We start from the raw sequence: 22,870 nt of genomic DNA on the forward strand, positions 1-22,870 counted from the left end.
CTAAACCACCTGGAACACGAAGAACTTCAGGTAGTAGGATTCATCCGAGGTCATGAGTATCGGGTGGTCTGCGCTCTGTGTCCTAAACTCGACCTGCCGTAGCGTCCTTCCTGCATCCCTCGCAGCTTCGACTATCGTTTCCCTGAGAAGCTCCTCGCTCATGAAGTGGGAGCATGAGCATGTGACAAGGAAGCCACCTTCCCTGACAAGCTTCATTCCCCTGAGGTTGATCTCCTTGTAGCCCCTTTTTGCACCCGCTATGCTGTCCCTTGACTTTGTGAACGCAGGAGGGTCAAGTATTACCACGTCGTACTTCCTTCCTTCTTTCGCCCATACCGGAAGAATGTCGAACGCGTTGTGCACCTCGAAGCTCACGCTGTTCTCAAGGCCGTTAAGTTCAGCGTTCCTCCTTGCAAAATCAATGGCGTGCTGCGATATGTCAAGGCCGAGGACTGACTTTGCACCGGCAATCCCGGCGTTCAGCGCGAAGGAGCCTGTATGGGTAAAGCAGTCCAGTACCTCTGCATCCTTTACAAGGCGGTGTATAGCCTTCCTGTTTTCCTTCTGGTCAAGGAAGAAGCCGGTCTTCTGCCCGTTCTCTATGTCAACCAGGTACCTGACACCATTTTCCTCGATCTCTACCAAGGTATCGAAGGGCTCTGTCAGGAATCCCTTAGTCTCTTCCATTCCCTCCAGGGCTCTTACTGAGACGTCGCTTCTTTCGTATACGCCTTTTGCTCCATGGTCCTTCATGAGTATGTCAACTATATCCTTCTTGAACCTGTCAATGCCAAGGGCAAGGCTCTGGATTACAAATATGTCACCGAATTTGTCGATTGTGAGGCCTGGAAGGAAGTCAGCCTCACCGAAGACCATCCTGCAGCTGGAGGTATCTATTACCTTTGACCTGTAGTCAAAGGCATTTTTGAGCCTCATCCTCAGGAACTCGTAGCCTATCTCGTCCTCCTGATTCCTTGTCATGAGACGGATGGATATCTTTGAGCAGTCATTGATGAAGCCCTTGCCGATAAACCTGTCCCTTGAGTTATAGACCTCGATAATGTCGCCGTTTACGTATTCCCCGTCGTAGCCTTCGATCTCATCCGTATAGATCCATGGATGGCCCTTTTCCGCCTTTCTTCCCTTTCCTTGTTTTAGGTAGAACTTTGTAAGCATTGCTTTCTCCTTCGAACGGACTTTGTCCGCCACCATAATATTGTGCTTCAGCTGAACAGACCTTCTATCTCCTTTTCAGTAAGCTTTCCCAGCATGGTTTCTCCCGGCTTTATGACCGAGTCCACCATATCCTTCTTTCTTTCCTGGAGCGATACTATCTTCTCTTCAATTGTACCTGCAGTTATGAACTTATATACCTGGACCTTGTTCTTCTGGCCTATCCTGTATGCCCTGTCGGTTGCCTGGTCCTCAACCGCAGGATTCCACCACGGGTCGAAATGCACCACGACATCAGCTTCGGTGAGGTTAAGGCCTGTTCCGCCAGCCTTGAGGGATATCAGGAATATGTTCCTTTCCCCGTTCTGGAAGGAGTTGACAAGGTCTATCCTTGCCCTTGAATCCACTCCACCGTCAAGATAGAGGCAGGGATGACCGTTTGCTTCGAGCTCCCTTCGTATTATCGAGAGCATTGATGTGAACTGGGAGAAGACCAGCACCTTGTGCCCGCCCTTTGTGCTTTCGTCAACAAGCTCCATCAGAGCATCAAGCTTTGCACTCCTGCCCTTGTATCCGTCGATCACAAGCGCCGGGTGGTTGCAGGTCTGCCTGAGCCTGGTGAGGAGTGAGAGAATCTTTATGTGGCTGTGCCTTGTCTCCCCGGTGATCTCCTTCTTGGCTTCAGAAAGCTTCGCGACGTATACCTTTTTCTGCGCCTCGTCCATGTCAAGGAGAAGCCTGGTCTCGATCTTGTCAGGGAGCTCCTTGAGGACATCCTTCTTCAGCCTTCTCAGGATGAAGGGCTTGACATGTGAAACCAGGTTCTTAAGTGCATCCTTGTCCCCATCGGAAGTTATCGGCTTCTCATATCGCTCAAGGAACCTTCTGTGCGAGCCAAGGTAGCCTGGCATGAGGAAGTCAAATATTGACCAAAGCTCAGTGAGAGTGTTCTCAACAGGCGTGCCTGTCATCGCGAGCCTGTACCTTGATTTGATCGACTTTACGCTCTTTGCGGCTGATGTCACAGGATTCTTTATGTGCTGGGCCTCATCCAATATGCAGTAGTTGAAGTCAATGTCCGAATACAGGTCCTGGTCCTTCCTTACCAGCGGGTAGGAGGTGAGGACTATATCGTAGTCGCCGGTAAGGGTTACAAGGGTTTCCCTGGTCTTCCTTGGACCATCCACTACAAGGACACTGAGGGTTGGGCCGAACTTCTCTATCTCAGCCTTCCAGTTGTACACGAGGCTTGTAGGTGCCACGACCAGGGAGGGGCGCGATTTGTCTCCGCTGTCTATAAGTGTAATGACCTGCAATGTCTTTCCAAGACCCATATCATCAGCCAGTATCCCGCAAAGTCCGCTTGATTCAAGAGCCTTCATCCACTTTACACCGGTCTTCTGGTAATCCCTCAGTATGGACTTGTAATTAGAAGGTATCCTGAAATCGAAGGATCTTGGATCCCTTATCCTTGCGATCATCTCGCTTACGTGGGCATCCTTGCTGAAGCTTATACCGGTGTCCTTGAGTGCTTCTTCAAGATAAAGGGCCCTGTTGACGGGGACGGAGATACTGCCATCCTTCAGGTCCTTGTCCTTAAGCCCAAGGTTTGTGACTACCTCGCTTAGAGCCTTGAGGTTGCTGTCAAGGGTATCAATGAAGGAGCCATCCCTTAGCCTGTGATATTTCTTTCCATCCTTAGACGAGCCGAGGATGGAAAGAAGCTCATTGGATGAGAGACCATCAGGAAGGTCGAATGAAAACTCAAGGTAGCTTGTGCCGTCCTTGGAGGACAGAGATATGCCGGGAGAAGAGGCCCCTTTTGCAGTGATCTTCCTGAAATCGTCGCTGTAGTAGACTTCAGCACGTTCCTTCAGAAGCGGAAGACCCTTTGTAAGGAAATCCCATATCTCTTCGTCGCCGTCCAGATACATATGGTCCATGAAAAGCCTGAACTCACAGTCCTCGAAGACGCTCATGATACCCTCTTCCCTTGGTATGTCCCTTACTATGACTATCCCTGTCTCCTTCATCAGGATCTCATTCCCCAGATTATCCCTGACCAGAGTGTCGCTGTTCTCCCTGACGGTATAGTCCCCATACCTGAACTTCAGCTTCGCTGTTATGCTGTCCTCATGTATGTCGAGATATACCTCAGGTCTTAGCTCCTCTGTTATTATCTTATCCTGCAGGGCCCCGTCAAGGACGACCTGGCCCGTCCTCCCGAGCTCAGGAAGGACACCTGAAAGGAATTTGTCCCTCAGGTCTTGTGGTATCGGGATGAATCCGCCATCCTCCTTCTGGAGGATGGTCGCGTTGACTGTCCTTATTGTCGCAAGTTCCCTGTCAGGTACTATGCCCAGAATTCCTGGCTCATGGAAAACAGCGGCGGTCTCGTCCAGAAAATGGCACCCCTTGTCCAGCTTTACCCTTAAAGAGAGGGTGCCGGCCTTCTCGCTGATGCTGTAGCTTATCTTCGGTGACACCTCTGTAATCACTACCGGCTCCTTCCTGACTCCTGTCATTCCGCCTGCGAAAGGGCTTGTGTAGTGGATGGTTTTACCGACAAGGATCCTAAGGACCTTCTTCATCATCTGGGGCGAAAGCAGAAAACGGTCCCCTCTGACCACAGTCCTGGATTTTAAATATTGGTCTGCAGGTACTGAAAGAGCCTGATGGATGCTGTAAAGGTAATCAAAAAGTTCATCATAGGGCTTGTCTGTCCTTATGAGTCCTTCAGACCAACTGTCAAGGAACTCATCCATGCTTTTCTCAAAATGAAGCTTTTCCTTACCGGACCTAATCCTGAGAGATGTTGTGGTATCGAAGCCATCCTCTTCCTCCAGGAAGACCTCGATATCCAACTCTTCGGGAGTCACATCAAGCGAGGCCGTTGAGATACCCTCTATGAGAGCCCTTGCTGACCTGCCTGACTGGACCTGGGATTTGCCCTGCCTGAATATGTTGACCTGTCTTCCCAGGTCCACCCTTTCAAGCGACATAAGGGTGGCAAGCACGTGCTTGCATGCTTCTCCTGTTGATTCGTAGGCTGGGCATGAGCAGTAATAGTCCTCCACGGCTCCGTCCTGTCCCATTTCAATATAGGTGCTGTAGAGCTTAGTACCCTTCACTGTTGACCTTACCTGAGTTCCGCTGACATTGAGCGCTGTGACTCTTCTGTCCCTGGAATATATTGAGGCTCTGTCGTATACGGCTGCTGAACCTGCCAAATCGACGAGATATTGCCTTGAGAACGTCATCTTTTGTACCTTCCTTCGGATCGTTAGTTGAGATTTACCGGCCTTAATATATTGATGCTTTTTATCAGGTTTTCTAAAGGCCACCTATCATTTTAACACAAATTGAAGCGGAAACAAAATCAAAGTCATGTTTTTAATCCTAATTGAAAACATGGAAGAGGCAATTGAAGAACCGGTAAGGAACCAGGCGAATTTCAGGTCATTCAAGACCTCTCATATAAAGATATTTTTATAAAAGGTAAACAACATGAAAAGGTTTTGATATAATGAAGGTGGACAGATTATTGAATTTGTAAATGATTGAAGAACAAGGAGGAGCGAAATGGGCAGCAGGGTGCTGGAAGAATTCTTGAGGGAAAATCTGGCGGAGCTTAAATCGAAGGGACTCTACAACGAGATAAACATCCTTGAAGGGGCTAACGGACCTGTGATTGAAATCGGGGGAAAGGAATTCATCAACCTTTCATCGAACAACTATCTCGGACTTGCAACCGACAAGAGGCTTAAGGAAAGGGCTGTTGAAGCGACCAACCTGTACGGCGTGGGTGCAGGGGCTGTAAGGACAATAAACGGAACTCTTCAGGTCCACGACGAGCTTGAGAAGAGGATCGCGAGGTTCAAGGGGACGGAGGCGGCAATTGCCTTCCAGAGCGGATTCAACTGCAACATGGGCGCGATCTCCGCGATAATGACAAAGGATGATGCAATACTGTCTGATGAGCTGAACCATGCATCGATAATTGACGGATGCAGGCTGTCCGGAGCGAAGATCATAAGGGTCAGGCACCAGGACATGGATGACCTTAGGGCCAAGGCAAAGGAAGCCATAGAATCAGGGCTTTACGGGAAACTCATGTATATTTCGGATGGAGTCTTTTCCATGGATGGGGATGTTGCTGACATAAACGGGATAGTCGAAGCCTGCAGGGAATATGACCTCATAAGCTACATCGATGATGCCCATGGCTCAGGTGTGATGGGAAAGGGAGCAGGTACCGTCAAGCATTTCGGACATTCAAAGGACATAGACCTCCAGATGGGGACGCTATCTAAGGCTATAGGAGTAGTCGGCGGTTATGTGGCGGGAACGAAGGACCTCATTGACTGGCTGAAGGTCAGGGCAAGGCCGTTCCTGTTCTCGACCTCAATGACGCCTGCAAGCGCAGCGGCATGCATCGAAGCCATAGATATCATGGAAGGCAGCACAGAGCTTCACGACAGGCTGTGGGAAAACGGACTGTACCTCAAGAAGAGGCTGAAGGAGATGGGCTTCAACATAGGAAATTCACAGACACCTATCACTCCTGTGATAATAGGGGATGAAGTCATGGCACAGAGATTTTCGAAGAGGCTCTTCGAGGAAGGCGTATATGCCAAGGCAATTACATTCCCGACTGTACCTATGGGAACAGGAAGGATCAGGAACATGCCGACCGCGGCACATACGACAGAAATGCTGGACATGGCCCTGTCAGCCTATGAAAAGGTAGGCAGGGAACTCGGAGTCATTTAAAGGGAGACTTTTTGTATGAAGAACATACTGGTAACCGGAGCACTTGGCCAGCTTGGCTCAGAGCTTGTAGCACACCTCAGGGGAATATACGGGACCGATAATGTACTGGCGACCGATATCAGAAAGCCACAGGAAGGTACAAGGGTGGCTGAGGGTCCGTTTGAGCTGCTTGATGTGACAGATGGAAATGGATTCATGGAGGTCACGAGGAAACGAAGGCCTGACACTATAATCCATCTTGCGGCGATTTTGTCAGCAACCGCAGAAAAGAATCCCATGCTTGCATGTAACATAAACATGGGGGGCCTTATGGCAGGCCTCGAAGCTGCAAGGGAAGCCGGGTCAAGCTTCTTCACTCCAAGCTCAATAGGCGCTTTCGGACCGTCGACACCAAAGGTCATGACCCCACAGGATACCATACAGAGGCCAAGGACGATTTACGGGGTGACGAAGGTAGCTGGAGAGCTCCTCTGCGACTACTACCACCTGAAGTTCGGAGTGGATACAAGAGGAGTGAGGTTTCCCGGGCTGATCGGTTACGTAACTCCGCCAGGTGGAGGTACCACTGACTATGCCGTGGACATATTCTATGATGCAATAAGGAAGAAGAGCTACACATCTTACATAGCTGCAGGCACATTCATGGACATGATGTACATGCCTGACGCGCTGAAGGCGGTGGTGGACCTTATGGAGGCTGACCCTGGCAGGCTCGTGCACAGGAACGCATTCAACATCACTGCCATGTCATTTGATCCGGAAATGGTGGCAAACGAGATAAGGAAGCACATACCGGAATTCAGGCTGGACTACGAGGTGGACCCTGTGAGACAAAGGATTGCAGATTCCTGGCCGAACAGCATGGACTGCTCGGCTGCTGCCCTCGAATGGGGCTTCAAGCCGGCCTATGACCTTGAGGGAATGGCTGCCGACATGCTTTTGCAGCTTCGGAAGAAGCTTGTTGTAACTTAGGAAGAGAAACTGGAGGAATATTAATGGATGAGAAATTTCTGATAGTCAACAGCAGGATACTGCCTGAAGTCTTTTCCAAGGTGCTTGAGGTAAAGAGCCTGCTGCATACGGGAAAGGTCAAGGATATCAGCGAGGGCGTGAAGGTCGTCGGGATATCACGAAGCGCATATTACAAGTACAAGGACAATGTATTCCTTCTTTCTGAAGGTACAAAAGGGAGGAAGGCGACTATAAATTTCCTTGTCAACCATGAGCCTGGAGCACTTTCCAGAGTCCTTGACAGGCTTGGAGAGGTAAAGGCAAATATAGTGACGATAAACCAGGATATTCCTATAAACAACGCAGCCAGCGTAAACCTTACAATCGACATGGCTGAAATGGTCATGGACATAAAGGAGCTCATGGACTCGTTAAGCAATGAGGATTTCATCATAAAGATGCAGCTTATCGCGGTTGAATAGGAACTTCACGGATTGTTAACATTGTGGCGCACTATACCTTTGACATTTTTGCTATACTCAAACTGACAGGAGGTGCACTAAATGGAAGTAAGATACTTTTCCTTCTTTGGTGACATATTTGGATTCATATTCCCGCTGATAATTTTCTTTGTGATAGCAAATACCATAAAGAACGCATCTGAGGCACAGAGGAGGGCGCAGAGAGGGGGGTCAAGGGGCAGCGTATGGCAGGACCCGACAATCCAGCAAAACAGGAATACCCAGGGAACGACGCAGGGCAGGAGCACTGTGACCAGGCAGGAGCCATGGAACGACCTGGGCAAGATGATACAGGGCTATATATTCGAGGAGCCTGAAACCTCCATGCCTTCCCAAAGAAGCGCATCAAGGAACCAGCCTTCGATGAAGGAGAGCCAGACCGTCATGAGAGACCAGATGAAGGCTGAAAGGGACCTGAGGTACGAGGGTGACAAATTTACAGGAACCTCATCTCCAAAAAACCAGGGAACAAACACCATGAGGGATGGCCAGACGGTGCTCAGGGAACAGATGAAGAAGGAAAGGGACAAGAGATATGCCGGGGACCAGGACAAGACAAGAGTCGCGGCAGCACCATCTGATGGAAAGGCACAGGCTGGATTCGACACGTACATACCGCCCAGAAGCGACAGCTTCATAGCAGGTATGGGTAACACATACCTTAAATATGCTGACCAGTTCCTCAGAGCCGGAGACAGCTACCTTAACTACAAGCCAGGCGGACTTTATGGGTATAGCTCCAAAAGCTACGAGGAGGCCCTTAAGAAAACCGATGCGATCAAAGCCAGGGAGTCAGCAGCTGCAAAGCTTTGAGACTGACCGTATGGGGGAGCAGCTAATGCTTCCCCTATATTTTTCGTGGAATGTGCCATTTCGGCATGTACTGACAAAAACCACATAATCAAGTAATATTTATATGTAACAACATTTTAACGCTGGGAGAGATTGATATGGATAAGGACAGGATAGAGAATGCGGTCAGGGAGATACTCATAGGAGTAGGTGAGGACCCGGACAGGGAAGGCCTTCAGGATACTCCCAGGAGGATCGCCAGGATGTACGAGGAGATCTTCTCCGGGATTGGGGAGAATGCAGAGGACCATCTGCAGGTATATTTCCAGGATGAAAAGTACGAGGAGCTGGTGCTTGTCAAGGACATACCATTCTACTCCATGTGCGAGCATCATCTCGTGCCGTTCTTCGGAGTAGCCCATGTGGCATACATCCCCAAGAGCGGGAGGCTTACTGGCCTCAGCAAGCTTGCAAGGGTCGTGGAGACAGTATCGAAGCGTCCTCAGCTTCAGGAAAGGCTGACTGCAGAGGTTGCCGACATCATAATGAAGAAGTTGGAGCCGTATGGTGCCATAGTCGTAATCGAGGCGGAGCATATGTGCATGACTATGAGGGGTGTCAAGAAACCGGGGTCGAAGACGGTCACTTCAGCCATACGCGGAATATTCAACAAGGACTCGAAGTCCAGGGCTGAAGTACTTTCAATGATAAACAAGGGGAACTAGACATGGGCATAGAATATAAAAGCAGGATAAGAAGACTTTCCTTCCAGAACAGGGAGCTTGAACTTGGCAGGAAGACCCTGATCATGGGAATACTCAACGTGACGCCGGATTCCTTTTCCGATGGCGGAGACTTCATTAGTCCGGAAGCTGCGATGGAAAGGGTAAGGGAAATGGTTAAGGAAGGCGCTGACATCATAGATATCGGCGGTGAATCATCAAGACCGGGCCATGAGAGGATAACCGAAGAAGAGGAGCTTAGGAGGGTGATCCCTGTCATAAGAAGGATAAGGGAAGAATCAGACATCCTCATATCCCTCGACACCATAAGGAGCAGGGTCGCCGAAGAGGCACTGAAGGCCGGTGCTAACATAATAAACGATATCTGGGGCCTTCAGCTGGACAGGGACATGGCTCAAGTTGCAATGCGATATGAGGCTCCGGTGGTTGTCATGCATAATCAGGACGGGACTGAATATGATGAGGATATCGTTGATTCAATCAAGGGCTTCTTCAGGAGATCCATAGATATCGCCGACAGGGCGGGTCTCAGACGGGACCTTCTGATCCTTGACCCTGGATTCGGATTCGGAAAGACAGCAAGGCAGAACCTGGACCTCATGCCGAGGATCTCAGAGCTTCTTGAGCTGGATTATCCGATACTTCTCGGCACTTCACGGAAATCAATGATAAACATGGTACTGAACCTGCCCCCGAAGGAAAGGGTTGAAGGGACTATAGCTACCACAGTGCTTGGAATAGTTCAGGGAGTGGACATGGTCAGGGTTCATGATGTGCTTGAAAACGCAAGGGCGGCTGCCATGACTGATGCCTGCGTGAGGAGGTAGGATGGACAGGATAATAATGAAGAACATGGCTTTCCACGGAAATCACGGAGTGCTTCAGGAAGAGAAGGTACTTGGCCAGAAATTCTTCGTGGACTGCATATTGAACCTGGACCTTTCAAGGGCAGGGAAGAATGACGACCTGAACGAAACCGTCAGCTACAGCGAGGTATATGACAGGATAAAGGTCATCATGGAAGAGGAGAGGTACGACCTCATCGAGGCTGTCGCTGAGAGGATATGCAGCGTAGTCCTTGATAACCACGAAAAGGTGATGAAGGTGGAAGTAACTGTAAGGAAACCTGAAGCTCCGGTAAAGGGTATCTTCGACTATTTTGCGGTTGAGATGGCAAGGGAGAGAAAGTAGATGTCAAAGGTATACCTGAGCCTTGGAACAAACATGGGGGACAGGCTGGAAAACCTTAGAGCAGCCCTTGAACTCCTTGATGAGAACCTCCATATCGGAAAGGTATCCTCCGTTTATGAGACCGAGCCATGGGGCTTCGAGGACCAGGACAGGTTTCTTAACATCGCAGCTTCCGGTGACACTGACCTGAGCCCTGAAGAGCTTCTCAGCTTCACGCAGGGAATTGAAGCGTCAATGAAGAGGGTCAAGACGGTAAGGTACGGTCCAAGGGTGATAGACGTTGACATACTCCTATATGAAGGGGTGAAGATGGATACTGAAAGGCTGACAATTCCACATCCGAGGATAAGGGAAAGGGCGTTCGTGCTGGTGCCTCTCATGGAGATTGCAGAGGATGATGTCATCCCCGGAGAGAGCATATCAGCTCTCCTTAAGGAAACAGGGAGCGAAGGGGTCGTATGCATCGGGGAGGCACCATGGAAAGGCTGAATTCGATACTGAGGGATCCTTGCTTTCTGGAGAACATAAGAAGGACAAATGAAAGGGAGAAGGACCGCATATTCTGCAGGCATGGACTTGACCACCTTGCAGATGCAGCCAGGGTCCTGTATATCCTGGTCCTTGAGGAAGGGATTGAGGTTTCAAAGGAAACAGCATACACTGCAGCATTCCTTCACGACCTGGGAAGATGGGTGGAATACGATACCGGAAGTGACCATGCCAAAGAGAGCGCCAAAATGGCAGAGGGGCTTCTTGATAGGCATGGATATGGCGGACCTGAGAAGGAAGTCATACTCCTGGCCATAAGAGGGCACAGGGTGAAGGGAGCGGAAGGGATACTGACTGATGCCATGTACCGTGCGGACAAACTGTCAAGGCCATGCATCACATGCTCATCTTTAGCGTTGTGCAAGAGGTTTGCCAGCGGAGAGAAGGCAGAGATAGAATATTGAATTGGGAGAGGATCATTTGAAGACGTTCAGGATAAGCAACAGGAAGAAGATTACGGACAGGATGGAGGACGGAAGCCTCCTCATAATGATGGCTGGCAGGGCTCCGAAGAAGACAGCTGACGAGTCATATGCATACACACCGAACAGGAACTTCCTCTACCTCACAGGTGTTGATGAGGAAGAGGTTGTCATGACCGTCAAGAAGTGCGGAGATGAGATTAACGAAGCGCTGTTCATAAAGAGAAGGGACGAGACCAAGGTAAAGTGGGTAGGTGAGACCATAAGCCCTGAAAGGGCCAAGGAGGTTTCAGGCATCGAGGATATCAGGTATCTTGATACCATTGAGGAACACGTCCATGGTCTTATATCAAAGGGCGAAGTCAGCACGGTATGGCTCGACCTTGAGAAGGATGGCTTCCTGTCACCGGACCAGCCGGGCATGATAATGGCAAAGGAGCTCAAGGGCAAATACCCTCAGCTTTCAGTGAAGGATGTGTTCCCTCTCCTTTCAGCTTCAAGGATGATAAAGGAGCCCCATGAGGTGGATAACATCAGGAAGGCCATAGGAATCACCAGGGAAGGCATATACAACCTGATGAGGAATGCAAAACCTGGAATGAAGGAATACCAGCTTGAGGCGTATTACGATTTCGTGCTGAAGCACGAGGGAGTCAAGGATTTTGCCTTTGAAACAATAATGGCATCAGGTGCAAATGCCACAGTGCTCCACTATGTGGCAAACGATGCCAAGGTGCTTGACGGTGAGCTTGTAATGCTGGATCTCGGTGCAACACACGAGTATTACAGTGCAGATATTTCAAGGACCTTCCCTATAAACGGGAAGTTCACTGAAAGGCAGAAGGAATTCTATAACCTTGTACTTAAGGCGCAGCAGGCTGTAATCGACGCATTGAAGCCGGGACTCCAGTGGTCTGAGATCAACTCGATAGTCCACAAGGTCTATGCTGAGGAGCTGAAATCCATGGGTATGATAGAGAAGGATGAAGAGGTGAAGGACTACTACTACCACGGCACCTCACATCATCTTGGACTGAACACCCATGATGTCGGTTCAAGGGACCTTGCCCTTGAAGAGGGAATGGTACTTACTGTGGAGCCGGGAATCTATGTTGCAAAGGAAGGTATCGGCATAAGGGTGGAGGAGGATGTCCTCATAACCAGGGATGGCTGCGAGGTCCTTTCAAAGGACATCATAAAGACAGTGGAAGAAATCGAAGAATTCATGGCCAGGAGGTAGCGTCATGTCTAGGAGGAAATGGACAAGGCTTGAGATCGAAGCATTCAGGAAGAAACATGGACAGGGCTTCTACTACAACAAGGAAGACTCAAACATCCTGGTTCCAAAGTCATTCGGGATCGGAAGGACCTTCAACTGGGCGAACCCGGTATCATGGGTTGTCATGGCGGTCCTCATAGGGTTCATAATCTACAGCCTTGCAACCAGATAAGAAATACGGCAGATAAGTAGATAAGGAACAGGACCTGCAATCTTAAGATTGCAGGTCCTGTTCCTTATCTGGCATTTTTTATTCTATTGACTGGATCGATTCCTCGGCAAGGTCAAACTTTTCTATAAGCTTCCTTACCGCCTTCTCGCACTGGTCTTTCCTTACAAGGACGGAAATCTTGATTTCTGATGTGCTTATAAGCTCTATGTTGATCTTCTCTTCTGCTAGCGCATCGAACATGTCAGCTGCAACTCCAAAGTTTGTTATCATGCCTGCTCCAACTATGCTTACCTTTGCTACATCGTCATCGCAGGTAACATCCTTGGCGCCAATATTCACAATGACTTCCTTCATTACCTTCAAGGCCTCTTCCATCTGGTCCCTGTCAAGTGTGAAGGTGATGTCGTTGAGGCTTCCTTCCCTTGAGATCTGGACGATCATGTCAACGTTAATCGACCTGTCAGCCAGTGTCTTGAATATATCCTTGGCCACACCAGGCCTGTCTGGAACATCATATACCGTGAATCTTACTGATTTCTTGTCAAAGGCCACTCCGCTTACTACTATATCATTCTCCATATCTGAAACCTCCTGGACTATTGTACCTTCTTCGTGGTTGAAGCTTGATCGGACATGTATCTTGACCTTGTGGATCTTCCCGAACTCGACTGACCTTGGCTGAAGAACCTGGGCTCCAAGGCTTGCAAGCTCAAGCATCTCGTCATAGGTTATTGTGGAAAGCTTCTTTGCGTTCTTCACGAGCCTCGGGTCTGTCGTATAGACTCCGTCAACGTCAGTGTAGATCTCGCATATGTCGGCCTTGAGGGCCGCTGCAAGGGCTACAGCGGTAGTATCTGAGCCACCCCGTCCGAGTGTCGTGATGTCATTGTCTATGGTTATTCCCTGGAAGCCAGCTACAATTACTATCTTTCCTTCATCAAGCTCCTTTTCGAGCCTTGATGAGGTTATGTCCATTATCCTTGCCTTGCTGAATACACCATCCGTCTTTATTCCGGCCTGGGGACCCGTGAGTGATACAACCGGTTCACCAAGGGCATGTATTGCCATGGCAAGCAGAGATATGGAGACCTGCTCTCCTGTAGACAGGAGCATGTCCATTTCCCTTACAGAAGGATTCTTTGAGACCTGCTTTGCAAGGTCGATCAGATGGTCAGTGCTATCACCCATCGCTGATACGACAGTAACTACCTGATGGCCTTTTCGCTTCGTTTCAACTACCCTGTTTGCTACTCTTTTGATGCATTCTGCATCAGCAACGGAACTTCCGCCGAACTTCTGAACGATAATACTCATAATTCCACCTTTTTCCTGCGTTTTTTCCATCTGAATATCCTGCAGGATTTATGCATCCGCAGGAAGAACACTTGCATTTTGATTTCCATGATTATAGCACCATAGGACTCCCTATTGCAATAGCATTATCAGCACTTGGAAAAAAACGGATGACAATTGCGAAAAAAATTCCCGGAATTTCTCCAGGAATATTTATTACATTTGTTGGTTTATTATTTGCCATCAGTCAGTATATTGACTATCCTGGCATCCACCTGCACTGGGTAGGACTCGCGTATGGTACCTGTTATCTGGACCTCCACAGTCATTCCCTTTGAGAGAAGCCCGGGAGCTTTTGACATCTTCTTTCCGTCCAGGTAGTAAAGAGTGTCCTTGGTAAGGTAAACCGACGCCTTATCGAACTGAAGTCCTGTGTCAGAAACCTCCTCAACCAGCATGTTTCCTGTGATCCCATCGAAGGTTATCTCAGTAATCACTCCCCTGATGTCAGGCTTGAAGTTCCGGAGTGCTGTTCCCATCCCTGAGTACAGGAAGACCCCAACCATTATTGATGCAGCAAATATCGCAACATATACGGGTAGCTTTTTCTTCATGATCATCACCTCTTAGATCCCTGCATTGGAAAAGCTGCCGTAGAAATAAACTGCGGCAATCGTCATAATTATCATAAAGAACGAATAGAATGCCATCTTGATCCTGTTAATACTTTTCTCCAATACAAACACTTCCTTTCCGCAATCTGATTATTGCAGAAAGGAACCGGCTATGGATTACAAAAGGATTAATATTCCGCCTTATTAAAAAAGAAGCCCCGCAAAAATGCGGGGCGAGGATCTGCTATTTGACTGTCAGTGCGAGTGCTTCCTTGTTTGCGAAGGATGCCTTGATGGCTTCGATTATGTTACCATGTGCATCGTTAAGGCTCATGGTTGCGCTCGCTGTCACTTCTGCAAGGTCAGCCTTCTCATCTGCTGTCAGCGCATCATACTTTGCCTTGTCGGCTGCATCTGTGCTTCCGTCCTTGAGAGGCCTTCCGTTCCTGTCTGAGGTGAATTTCTTGAACCAGGTCTCGACTTCATCAACTGTCATCCCAACAAAGAGCTCTTCATATGCGTCCATCTGCTCATGCCATGTGCTTATGCCTACCTTGTAGTCTGCTCCTCTTTCCCTCTTGGACTTCCAAAGCGCAACCTCTGCCTTGAAGTTGGCTTCAGTGTCTGGAGTCTTTCCGTCAATCTTCTCGTCATGGTTCTCGTCGAAGTTGTATCCGCCCTGTCCTGGCCATCCGCTGAAATGAGGCATTCCTGCTCCATCATAGTTAGGGGATGCGACTTCAAGCTGATCGATATGGATATATGCAATCTTTCCATCCTTGTCGAACAGTGTGTTGACTACGACTTCGTTGAAGCTGTAAACCTGTGTGTCAGTATCATCCTTGCCCGGGCCTATCCTAGGCATGAAGCTTACTCCGAATCCGGTTGATGCAGCTTCCGTTATCTTGAGCTGCTGCTTGTTCGCATAGGCGTTCTTTATCGCTTCTATTATATTTCCATGGGCGTCGGTAAGGCTTATTGTAGCTGTTGCAGTGATTTCTGCAAGGTCAGCCTTTTCAGCTGCTGTCAGCGCATCGTACTTTGCCTTGTCAGCTGCATCTGTGCTTCCGTCCTTAAGAGGCCTTCCGTTCCTGTCTGATGTGAACTTCTTGTTCCAAGCCTCTATCTCGGCCACTGTCATTCCTACGAACATCTTCTGGAACGAATCCATCTGGTCCTGCCAGGTGCTTATTCCAACCTTGTATTCATCGCCTCTCTGCCTCTTGGTCTTCCAAAGGGCAACCTCAGCCTTGAAGGTGTCGTCTGTGGCGGCTGTCTTTCCATCAACCTTCTCATCGTGGTTCTCATCTACATTGTAGCCTGCCTGTCCAGGCCATCCGCTGAGGTGGGGCATTCCTGCTCCGTCATAGTTAGGGGATGCGACCTCGAGCTGGTCAACATATACGTAGAGTATCTTTCCATCCTTGTCGAAAAGTACATCAGCATATACATTGTTGAAGCTCCAGACCTGCGTATCGGTATCATCCTTGCCTGGCCCTGTCCTTGCAACATTTGAGAATCCGAGTCCGTGGAATATGGTGGATGCGGTGACTTCACCCGGCTTGGTGTTGTCAACTATCGGCCATGGATTTGCTGTCGGGTCAAGTGCGTTCTTCACAGCGTAAATCAGTGCACGGCTTGTGACTGTTGCCCCAGCTACCACATCAACATCAGCAGAATTCTTCTCGACGAATTTCGCAGGCAGCTGCTCGATAGCCTTGCTCCCGACTCCAGGTGTCTCCTTGTCGCCCTTAGCCTCAACCTTGGTGATCTTGTCGCCTTCCTTGGTGACTGTAACTGTAACGTCTCCTCCGTAACCCTTGCCCGTACCGGTAAGCGTCTTGGTCTCCGCCTTTGTTCCGCACGCAGATAGGCTTGCTATCATCGCGGCTGTTAGCATGATGGCTGTCAGTTTCTTCATAATTCCCCTCCGTTTGATGATTTTGGTTTGGTGGCAGGAAATATGTCACCGGGTTTGATACTATATTGACGATTATTAACCAATATGTAAAGTAATGGTTAATCTATTAACAATTATAGCACTCCATTTAAACCTTTACAACGCGGCTTTAAGGTGATTAAGCCTTGAAATATTGATAAATATTAATTTCAAACTGCATATATACCGGTATCAATGTTAGAAATTATTATTGAATGAAGCGGTTTTCAAGGGTAACTCGGATATATTCGGGAATTGACGGGACATAAAAAATGAATTAATATATAAAATAATGAATAATTATTTATATTTTATTCAATTATAAACTGATACAGGTTGTAGAATTTAGACCAGATTAAGTAGGGCATATGGAGAATTACTGGTCGATTACTGAACGTGATAAGATCTGATGTGATAGAAAAAAGAGCAAAAATGAACCGCCCCGTAAATCTTTACGGAGCGGCACACCTGATGGTGGAGCTAAGGGGGCTCGAACCCCTGGCCTCTTGGATGCCATCCAAGCGCTCTCCCAGCTGAGCTATAACCCCATCCCCCATATTATATGACAACAATCTGGCTTTTGGAAGAGAAAAGTAGGGGAAGGTGAAGCAGGTAGGCTGCAGGTAGCTGCAGGTAGGCTGCATAATATTAATATGAGCAATTAAATATTGACATGGCAGTGTCCGGGGTATAGAATTCATAAGAAGAACTTTAATTCAGTCCCGAGAGGCTGAGAAGAGATTGCGAAATGAATAGTGCAATGGAAAGGATGCGACGGTTAATACCGGAGTGTCATATCCATGCAATCAGGAAAGATTCGTAAATCCTTTTTTGCCGCGGTGAAAAAGGATTTTTTGTTATATTGCAGGCATTTTTTAGTGAAATCGGGAATTCATTCCGGAAAGGACAATGTATGGCGAAGATACTGATCAAGAATGCTAGGACAGCAAAAGGCGATGAACTTGTAAAGGCCGACATCCTCATTGAGGATGGACTCATAGTTTCAGCAGGAGGAGAGATCGCTGAAGAGGGAGACTTCGAGGTGATCGAGGCAAAGGGTAAGCTTCTTGCACCCGGCTTCATAGATGTCCACGTTCATCTGAGGGAGCCTGGATTTGAATACAAGGAAACACTCAGGACAGGAACAAGGGCCGCTGCAATGGGAGGTTACACGACCATATTCGCCATGCCTAACACCAATCCCTGTCCGGACAATGAGGAGGTCATTGGAAAGCTCATTGATAAGTGCAGGACGGATGCTCTCATAAATGTCGGGTTCTACAGCAGCATCACAAAGGGAGAAAAAGGATCTGAGCTTGTAGACTTCAGGGCAATGATGGAGGCCGGAGCCGTTGGATTTACAGATGATGGCAAGGGGATACAGGAAGCAGGCTTAATGTATGAAGCAATGGAGCGCGTAAACGAAGCCGGAGGAATAATCGCAGCACACTGCGAGGATGAGTCCATGCTGTTCGGCGGATATGTGCATGAAGGCGAGTATGCAAGGAAGAATGGCCACAAGGGCATAATGTCCCTTGTAGAGGACCTTCAGATAATGAGGGATACGGCTCTCGCTGAAAAGACAGGAGCAAGGTATCATATATGCCACATGAGCACCAAGGAAGGCGTTGAGATCCTCAGAAGGTCGAAGGCAAAGGGTGCCAGAGTCACAGGAGAGGCTTCTCCGCACCACCTGCTCCTGACAGACATGGACCTTAAGGAGCATGGAAACTGGAAGATGAATCCTCCCTTAAGAAGCTCAGAGGACAGGAAGGCTCTCATTAAAGGGGTCAAGGACGGTACGATAGACTGCATAGCGACTGACCATGCACCGCATGGTGCTGAAGAGAAGGAAAGAGGTCTTGAGAAATCACCATTCGGGATAGTAGGACTTGAAACAGCTTTCCCGCTTCTTTACACGAACCTTGTGCTCAAGGGGGAAGTCACACTTGAGAGGCTTCTGTACCTTATGACTGAAGGGCCTTCAAAGGTGTTCGGACTGAAGCAGGGGGTCCTTTCACCGGGAGCACCTGCTGACCTGGTACTCATAGACCTTGAGGATGAATGGACAATAGACTCGGAGAAATTCGAGTCCAAGGGAAAGAATACGCCATTTGACGGCTGGACAGTTACGTCCAGGATCGATACAGTGATTTGCGGCGGAAAAATTGTCAACATAGGAGGAAACTTGAATGGATAAAATGCTCATCCTGGAAGACGGAACATGTTTCAGGGGAAAGGCTTTCGGAAGCCTTAAGGATGCCTACGGTGAGGTTGTGTTCACGACATCAATGACAGGTTATCAGGAACTGCTCACTGACCAGAGCTTTCTTGGACAGATGGTGGTCATGACTTATCCGATGATAGGCAACTACGGGATAAACAGGGACGACTATGAGGCTGTAAGACCTATACTCCATGCGTTCATAGTCAGGGACCTTTGTGACGAGCCGTCTAACTTCAGGATGAACAGGACACTTGATGACTATCTCCTAAAGATGGATATTCCGGGCCTGTATGGAATAGATACAAGGAAGCTCACCAAGCACATAAGGGAAAAGGGAGCGGTAAAAGGCTGCATCGTGAGCAGCGACCTGTCCCTTGAGGAGGCAATGGAGCGCCTCAACGCATTCGAGCCTTTCCATGACCACATCGCAAGGTGCTCTATAAAGACGCCGTTTGAGGTTCCGGGCAACGGGAAAAGGGTCGTACTCCTTGACCTCGGAATGAAGCAGAGCATCCTCAAGGAGCTTGGGGCCATGGGCTTTCATGTCAATGTGGTACCTCACGATACGAAGGCTGAGGAAATCATGGAATACAATCCGGATGGCATAATGCTCTCCAACGGTCCCGGGGATCCGAAGGATGCTCTGGGTGTGGTCGAGGAGATCAGAAAGCTGCTTCCTAAGGTTCCGGTTTTCGGAATCTGCATGGGACATCAGCTGCTTTCCCTTGCCTGCGGTGCGGACACAAGGAAGATGAAGTTCGGGCACAGGGGCGGAAACAACCCGGTAAAGGACCTGGAGACAGGTAAGATAATGATAACGAGCCAGAACCATGGATATGTGGTTGACATGAATACCATTGAAGGAACGGGACTTGTGGTGACCCACAAGTGCGTGAACGAGGGCAGCATAGAAGGTGTCAGGCACACGAAGTACAATGCCTTTTCTGTGCAGTTCCATCCTGAGAGCTCACCTGGACCCACGGACGCAAAAAGAATATTCCTTAAGTTCAAGGAAGCCATGAATGCAGGAGGACCAAAGAATGCCTAAGAGAGAAGACCTGAAGAAGATACTTGTAATAGGTTCAGGACCGATTATAATCGGCCAGGCTGCAGAATTCGATTATGCAGGAACCCAGGCGTGCACAGCCCTCCGGGAGGAAGGGATAAGCGTAGTCCTTGTCAATTCCAATCCGGCAACGATAATGACAGACAGGGAGATGGCGGACAAGGTATACATGGAGCCGCTGTCAAAGGAATTCATAAAGAGGATATTAAGGAAGGAAAGGCCACAGGCCATACTTCCGTCCCTTGGAGGCCAGACGGGACTGAACATGGCTGTTGAGCTTCATGAGGATGGAATCCTGGATGAGCTCGGGATCGAGATACTTGGTACGGACCTTGAAGCCATAAAGAAGGCAGAGGACAGGGAGCTATTCAGGAACCTGATGAAGAAGATCGGCGAGCCTGTGCCGCCATCCTTCATAGCTGACAGCGTCCAGGGCGCACTGAACTTTGCAAGGGAAATAGGTTTTCCGGTAATAGTCAGGCCCGCATTCACACTTGGAGGTACCGGAGGAGGCATATGCAGGGATGAAGCTGAGCTGAAGGTTACTGTCGAGAACGGACTTTCACTGTCACCTGTGAACCAGTGCCTGATAGAGATGTCAATCGCCGGCTGGAAGGAAATCGAGTTCGAGGTAATGAGGGATGCCAACGATACCGCCATAGCGGTATGTTCAATGGAAAACTTCGACCCGGTGGGTATCCATACAGGCGACTCCATTGTAGTTGCACCCTGCCAGACACTTACTGACAAGGAACTCCAGATGCTTAGGGATGCTTCCCTCAAGATAATAAGGGCACTGAAGATAAAAGGCGGCTGCAATGTCCAGCTTGCGCTTCATCCGGATTCCTTCGACTACTACATAATAGAAGTAAATCCGAGGGTTTCCAGGTCTTCAGCCCTGGCATCGAAGGCAACGGGCTACCCTATAGCAAAGATTGCGGCAAAGATCGCACTGGGACTGAACCTTGACGAGATGCTCAATCCAGTCACCGGAGTCTCATATGCATGCTTCGAGCCGGCACTTGACTACATAGCGCTGAAGCTCCCAAGGTTCGCCTTTGACAAGTTCAGGTTTGCAAACAGGAAGCTGGGGACCCAGATGAAGGCGACAGGAGAGGTCATGTCCCTTGGAAGGACCTTCGAGGAGGCACTTCTCAAGGCTGTAAGGTCCCTCGAGATAAAGACAGAATACCTTGACCTTAGGAAATACAGGAAGGCAGACGATGAAAAGCTTGTGAAGCTTCTGGGTCGTGCTGAGGATGAAAGGCTGTTCGTGATCTACGAGCTGCTGAGAAGAGGCAAGTCCGTGGACCTGATCCATGAGGCTACCCTGATTGATGAGTTCTTCCTAAGCAAGATAAGGAAGATAGTCGCCATGGAGAATACCATAAGGGAAGGAAGCCTGTCAGACGTCCTCTACGAAGCGAAGAGGATGGGATTCTCCGACAAGACCATAGCTGAGATCAAGGAAATTGATCTTGATGATGTTGTGGATGCGAGGAAGGAAAAGGGAATTATACCGGTATTCAAGATGGTGGATACCTGCGCCGGAGAGTTCAGCTCAGAAACACCTTATTACTACTCCACATATGAGGAAGAGAATGAATCCGTGAAGAGCGGAAAGGAAAGCATAATAGTACTTGGGTCAGGCCCCATAAGGATAGGACAGGGTGTTGAGTTTGACTACGCGACGGTCCATTGTGTCTGGTCCATCAAGGACTTCGGCTATGAAGCGATAATCATAAACAACAATCCGGAGACGGTATCAACTGACTTCTCGATATCCGACAAGCTCTACTTCGAGCCTCTCACTGTCGAGGATGTCATGAACATAGTGGACCTCGAGCAGCCTAAGGGTGTTATTGTCCAGTTCGGAGGACAGACAGCCATAAATCTGGCTGAAGGTCTGCAGAAGAGAGGGGTCAAAATTCTCGGCACCACCCTTGAGAGCATAGACCTTGCGGAAGACAGGGATATGTTCGAGAAGAAGCTCAAGGAGCTTGGAATTCCAATGCCGAAGGGAGATATGGCGGTAAGTGTGGAAAAAGCTCTGGAAGTGGCGGCTGAAATAGGATATCCTGTACTTGCAAGGCCGTCGTATGTGCTTGGCGGCAGGAACATGGAGATAATCTACACGAAAGAGCATCTCGCGGACTACATGGAGAGGAACATCTCTGAAAACGGAACGGACCCGATCCTCATAGACAGGTATCTTGTGGGTAAGGAAGTCGAGGTTGATGCCATCTGTGACGGCAGTAATGTCATGATCCCCGGAATCATGGAGCATATAGAAAGGGCGGGAGTCCATTCCGGCGATTCCATGGCGGTATACCCTCCATTCAAGATATCAGAGGAATGCAAGAGGACGATTACCGACTACACTGAGAGGATTGGGACAGGCCTTGGTATAGTAGGTCTCTACAACATACAGTTTGTAGTGGAGAAGAGCGGGGAAGTGTTCGTGCTTGAGGTTAATCCAAGAAGCTCCAGGACAGTGCCATTCCTTTCCAAGATAACAGGGATAAACATGGGAGATGTGGCGACAAAGGCCATACTTGGCAGGAACCTTATCGAGCAGGGTGTGCCTCTCGGACTCCTCAGGGAGAAGGAGGGCTATGCAGTAAAGATGCCGGTGTTCTCGTTCTCCAAGCTCAGGAAGGTCGATATCGCACTTGGGCCTGAGATGAAATCGACAGGCGAGGCAATAGGGATCGACAGGACCCTTGAGAAAGCCCTCTACAAGGCACTTGTAGCTGCAGGGTTCAAGATGCCGGAATACGGCAAGGTACTGTTTACCATAGGTGACAGGGACAAGGAAGAGGCCCTGAAGGTAGCCAAAGGCTTCAGGGATATCGGATACTCCATAGTAGCCACAGAAGGTACAAAGAAGTTCCTTGAGGCGAACGGAGTTCAGGCAAAGTACGTTTCCAAGATAGGGGATCCCGGAAAGACAGTAATAGATGTCATCAGGAGAAGAGAAGTCCAGTTTGTCGTGAACACCTTCACTGAAGGGGGCAAGGACAAGATGACGGACGGCTTCAAGATGAGAAGGGAATCTGTCGAGAACAACATACCATGCCTGACATCGCTTGATACGGCGGAAGCGGTGCTGAAGGTGCTTGAATCAAGGAGCTTCAGCCTCGACAACATATAGATTCTGGAGGT

20 protein-coding genes and 1 tRNA gene are annotated in these 22,870 nt (G+C 49.0%); 14 read left to right on the forward strand and 7 right to left on the reverse strand.

The features are described 5' to 3' along the window. Positions 1–1,176: a class I SAM-dependent rRNA methyltransferase gene (locus T472_RS09275; protein ID WP_040907245.1), complete on the reverse strand. Its 1,176-nt coding sequence runs from the start codon at positions 1,174–1,176 to the stop codon at positions 1–3. Between the two features lie 47 nt (positions 1,177–1,223). Next, positions 1,224–4,433 (reverse strand): SNF2 helicase associated domain-containing protein, encoded by a 3,210-nt coding sequence (locus T472_RS09280; RefSeq protein WP_023387604.1) that lies wholly within the window; start codon positions 4,431–4,433, stop codon positions 1,224–1,226. Between the two features lie 322 nt (positions 4,434–4,755). Here T472_RS09280 and T472_RS09285 point away from each other — a divergent pair, with 322 nt between their 5' ends. From T472_RS09285 to T472_RS09335, 11 genes are all read left to right on the forward strand, one after another. Then, positions 4,756–5,946, forward strand: coding sequence for a glycine C-acetyltransferase (locus T472_RS09285; protein WP_023387603.1), 1,191 nt, complete (start codon positions 4,756–4,758; stop codon positions 5,944–5,946). A 15-nt stretch (positions 5,947–5,961) separates the two neighbouring features. Continuing rightward, positions 5,962–6,918, forward strand: coding sequence for an L-threonine 3-dehydrogenase (locus T472_RS09290; RefSeq protein ID WP_023387602.1), 957 nt, complete (start codon positions 5,962–5,964; stop codon positions 6,916–6,918). A gap of 23 nt (positions 6,919–6,941) precedes the next feature. Continuing rightward, positions 6,942–7,379 (forward strand): ACT domain-containing protein, encoded by a 438-nt coding sequence (locus tag T472_RS09295; RefSeq protein ID WP_023387601.1) that lies wholly within the window; start codon positions 6,942–6,944, stop codon positions 7,377–7,379. Between the two features lie 81 nt (positions 7,380–7,460). Beyond that, positions 7,461–8,231, forward strand: a complete 771-nt coding sequence (locus T472_RS09300; protein WP_023387600.1) for a hypothetical protein — start codon at positions 7,461–7,463, stop codon at positions 8,229–8,231. A 137-nt stretch (positions 8,232–8,368) separates the two neighbouring features. Then, entirely contained in the window at positions 8,369–8,935 is a 567-nt protein-coding gene (gene folE, locus T472_RS09305; protein ID WP_023387599.1) for a GTP cyclohydrolase I FolE, read from the forward strand. Between the two features lie 2 nt (positions 8,936–8,937). Beyond that, positions 8,938–9,780 carry a dihydropteroate synthase gene (folP, locus tag T472_RS09310; RefSeq protein ID WP_023387598.1) on the forward strand — a complete coding sequence of 281 codons (843 nt, stop codon included), beginning with the start codon at positions 8,938–8,940 and terminating at the stop codon, positions 9,778–9,780. Between the two features lies 1 nt (position 9,781). After that, entirely contained in the window at positions 9,782–10,144 is a 363-nt protein-coding gene (folB, locus tag T472_RS09315) for a dihydroneopterin aldolase (RefSeq protein ID WP_023387597.1), read from the forward strand. After that, positions 10,145–10,633, forward strand: coding sequence for a 2-amino-4-hydroxy-6-hydroxymethyldihydropteridine diphosphokinase (gene folK / locus T472_RS09320; protein WP_023387596.1), 489 nt, complete (start codon positions 10,145–10,147; stop codon positions 10,631–10,633). Next, the gene (locus T472_RS09325; protein WP_023387595.1) at positions 10,621–11,097 is read left to right on the forward strand and encodes an HD domain-containing protein; all 477 of its coding nucleotides are present in this window, start codon (positions 10,621–10,623) and stop codon (positions 11,095–11,097) included. Before folK ends, T472_RS09325 begins: the two co-directional genes overlap by 13 nt. Before the next feature lie 16 nt (positions 11,098–11,113). Further along, positions 11,114–12,355 carry an aminopeptidase P family protein gene (locus tag T472_RS09330; RefSeq protein ID WP_023387594.1) on the forward strand — a complete coding sequence of 414 codons (1,242 nt, stop codon included), beginning with the start codon at positions 11,114–11,116 and terminating at the stop codon, positions 12,353–12,355. 4 nt (positions 12,356–12,359) lie between these two features. Further along, positions 12,360–12,566, forward strand: a complete 207-nt coding sequence (locus T472_RS09335) for a DUF5808 domain-containing protein (RefSeq protein ID WP_023387593.1) — start codon at positions 12,360–12,362, stop codon at positions 12,564–12,566. Between the two features lie 78 nt (positions 12,567–12,644). Here the strand turns inward: T472_RS09335 and T472_RS09340 are convergent, their stop codons facing one another. The 5 genes from T472_RS09340 to T472_RS09355 form a co-directional block, all read right to left on the reverse strand. Continuing rightward, a complete protein-coding gene (locus T472_RS09340; protein ID WP_023387592.1) occupies positions 12,645–13,880 on the reverse strand; it encodes an aspartate kinase in 1,236 nt (411 codons plus the stop codon). A 91-nt stretch (positions 13,881–13,971) separates the two neighbouring features. After that, the gene (locus tag T472_RS20500; RefSeq protein WP_278279730.1) at positions 13,972–14,103 is read right to left on the reverse strand and encodes a hypothetical protein; all 132 of its coding nucleotides are present in this window, start codon (positions 14,101–14,103) and stop codon (positions 13,972–13,974) included. Then, positions 14,093–14,473, reverse strand: a complete 381-nt coding sequence (locus T472_RS09345) for a hypothetical protein (protein ID WP_023387591.1) — start codon at positions 14,471–14,473, stop codon at positions 14,093–14,095. The genes T472_RS20500 and T472_RS09345 overlap by 11 nt, the downstream gene beginning before the upstream one ends. Before the next feature lie 244 nt (positions 14,474–14,717). Then, the gene (locus tag T472_RS19335) at positions 14,718–16,394 is read right to left on the reverse strand and encodes an FMN-binding protein (protein ID WP_082447636.1); all 1,677 of its coding nucleotides are present in this window, start codon (positions 16,392–16,394) and stop codon (positions 14,718–14,720) included. 490 nt (positions 16,395–16,884) lie between these two features. After that, a tRNA-Ala gene (locus tag T472_RS09355) sits at positions 16,885–16,960 on the reverse strand. A gap of 365 nt (positions 16,961–17,325) precedes the next feature. Between T472_RS09355 and T472_RS09360 the strand changes: the two genes are divergently transcribed. The 3 genes from T472_RS09360 to carB are packed head-to-tail and all read left to right on the forward strand — an operon-like array spanning position 17,326 to position 22,859. Beyond that, the gene (locus tag T472_RS09360; RefSeq protein WP_023387734.1) at positions 17,326–18,612 is read left to right on the forward strand and encodes a dihydroorotase; all 1,287 of its coding nucleotides are present in this window, start codon (positions 17,326–17,328) and stop codon (positions 18,610–18,612) included. Continuing rightward, positions 18,605–19,687: a carbamoyl phosphate synthase small subunit gene (locus T472_RS09365; RefSeq protein WP_023387733.1), complete on the forward strand. Its 1,083-nt coding sequence runs from the start codon at positions 18,605–18,607 to the stop codon at positions 19,685–19,687. Before T472_RS09360 ends, T472_RS09365 begins: the two co-directional genes overlap by 8 nt. After that, positions 19,680–22,859, forward strand: a complete 3,180-nt coding sequence (carB, locus tag T472_RS09370; RefSeq protein WP_023387732.1) for a carbamoyl-phosphate synthase large subunit — start codon at positions 19,680–19,682, stop codon at positions 22,857–22,859. The genes T472_RS09365 and carB overlap by 8 nt, the downstream gene beginning before the upstream one ends. The last annotated feature ends 11 nt before the right edge of the window (positions 22,860–22,870 follow it).

The organism is Youngiibacter fragilis 232.1 (assembly GCF_000495435.3).
Classification (GTDB): Bacteria; Bacillota; Clostridia; order Clostridiales; family Clostridiaceae; genus Youngiibacter; species Youngiibacter fragilis.

Excerpts from the sequence above, each read along its gene's own strand:
- T472_RS09360 (WP_023387734.1), top strand. The coding sequence starts at position 17,326 with ATGGCGAAGATACTGATCAAGAATGCTAGGACAGCAAAAGGCGATGAA.
- carB (WP_023387732.1), top strand. The coding sequence starts at position 19,680 with ATGCCTAAGAGAGAAGACCTGAAGAAGATACTTGTAATAGGTTCAGGA.
- T472_RS09290 (WP_023387602.1), top strand. The coding sequence starts at position 5,962 with ATGAAGAACATACTGGTAACCGGAGCACTTGGCCAGCTTGGCTCAGAG.
- T472_RS09340 (WP_023387592.1), bottom strand. The coding sequence starts at position 13,880 with ATGAGTATTATCGTTCAGAAGTTCGGCGGAAGTTCCGTTGCTGATGCA.
- T472_RS09295 (WP_023387601.1), top strand. The coding sequence starts at position 6,942 with ATGGATGAGAAATTTCTGATAGTCAACAGCAGGATACTGCCTGAAGTC.
- folK (WP_023387596.1), top strand. The coding sequence starts at position 10,145 with ATGTCAAAGGTATACCTGAGCCTTGGAACAAACATGGGGGACAGGCTG.
- T472_RS09285 (WP_023387603.1), top strand. The coding sequence starts at position 4,756 with ATGGGCAGCAGGGTGCTGGAAGAATTCTTGAGGGAAAATCTGGCGGAG.
- T472_RS09300 (WP_023387600.1), top strand. The coding sequence starts at position 7,461 with ATGGAAGTAAGATACTTTTCCTTCTTTGGTGACATATTTGGATTCATA.
- T472_RS20500 (WP_278279730.1), bottom strand. The coding sequence starts at position 14,103 with ATGGCAAATAATAAACCAACAAATGTAATAAATATTCCTGGAGAAATT.
- T472_RS09345 (WP_023387591.1), bottom strand. The coding sequence starts at position 14,473 with ATGAAGAAAAAGCTACCCGTATATGTTGCGATATTTGCTGCATCAATA.
- T472_RS09280 (WP_023387604.1), bottom strand. The coding sequence starts at position 4,433 with ATGACGTTCTCAAGGCAATATCTCGTCGATTTGGCAGGTTCAGCAGCC.
- T472_RS09365 (WP_023387733.1), top strand. The coding sequence starts at position 18,605 with ATGGATAAAATGCTCATCCTGGAAGACGGAACATGTTTCAGGGGAAAG.
- T472_RS19335 (WP_082447636.1), bottom strand. The coding sequence starts at position 16,394 with ATGAAGAAACTGACAGCCATCATGCTAACAGCCGCGATGATAGCAAGC.
- T472_RS09335 (WP_023387593.1), top strand. The coding sequence starts at position 12,360 with ATGTCTAGGAGGAAATGGACAAGGCTTGAGATCGAAGCATTCAGGAAG.
- folB (WP_023387597.1), top strand. The coding sequence starts at position 9,782 with ATGGACAGGATAATAATGAAGAACATGGCTTTCCACGGAAATCACGGA.
- folP (WP_023387598.1), top strand. The coding sequence starts at position 8,938 with ATGGGCATAGAATATAAAAGCAGGATAAGAAGACTTTCCTTCCAGAAC.
- folE (WP_023387599.1), top strand. The coding sequence starts at position 8,369 with ATGGATAAGGACAGGATAGAGAATGCGGTCAGGGAGATACTCATAGGA.
- T472_RS09325 (WP_023387595.1), top strand. The coding sequence starts at position 10,621 with ATGGAAAGGCTGAATTCGATACTGAGGGATCCTTGCTTTCTGGAGAAC.
- T472_RS09275 (WP_040907245.1), bottom strand. The coding sequence starts at position 1,176 with ATGCTTACAAAGTTCTACCTAAAACAAGGAAAGGGAAGAAAGGCGGAA.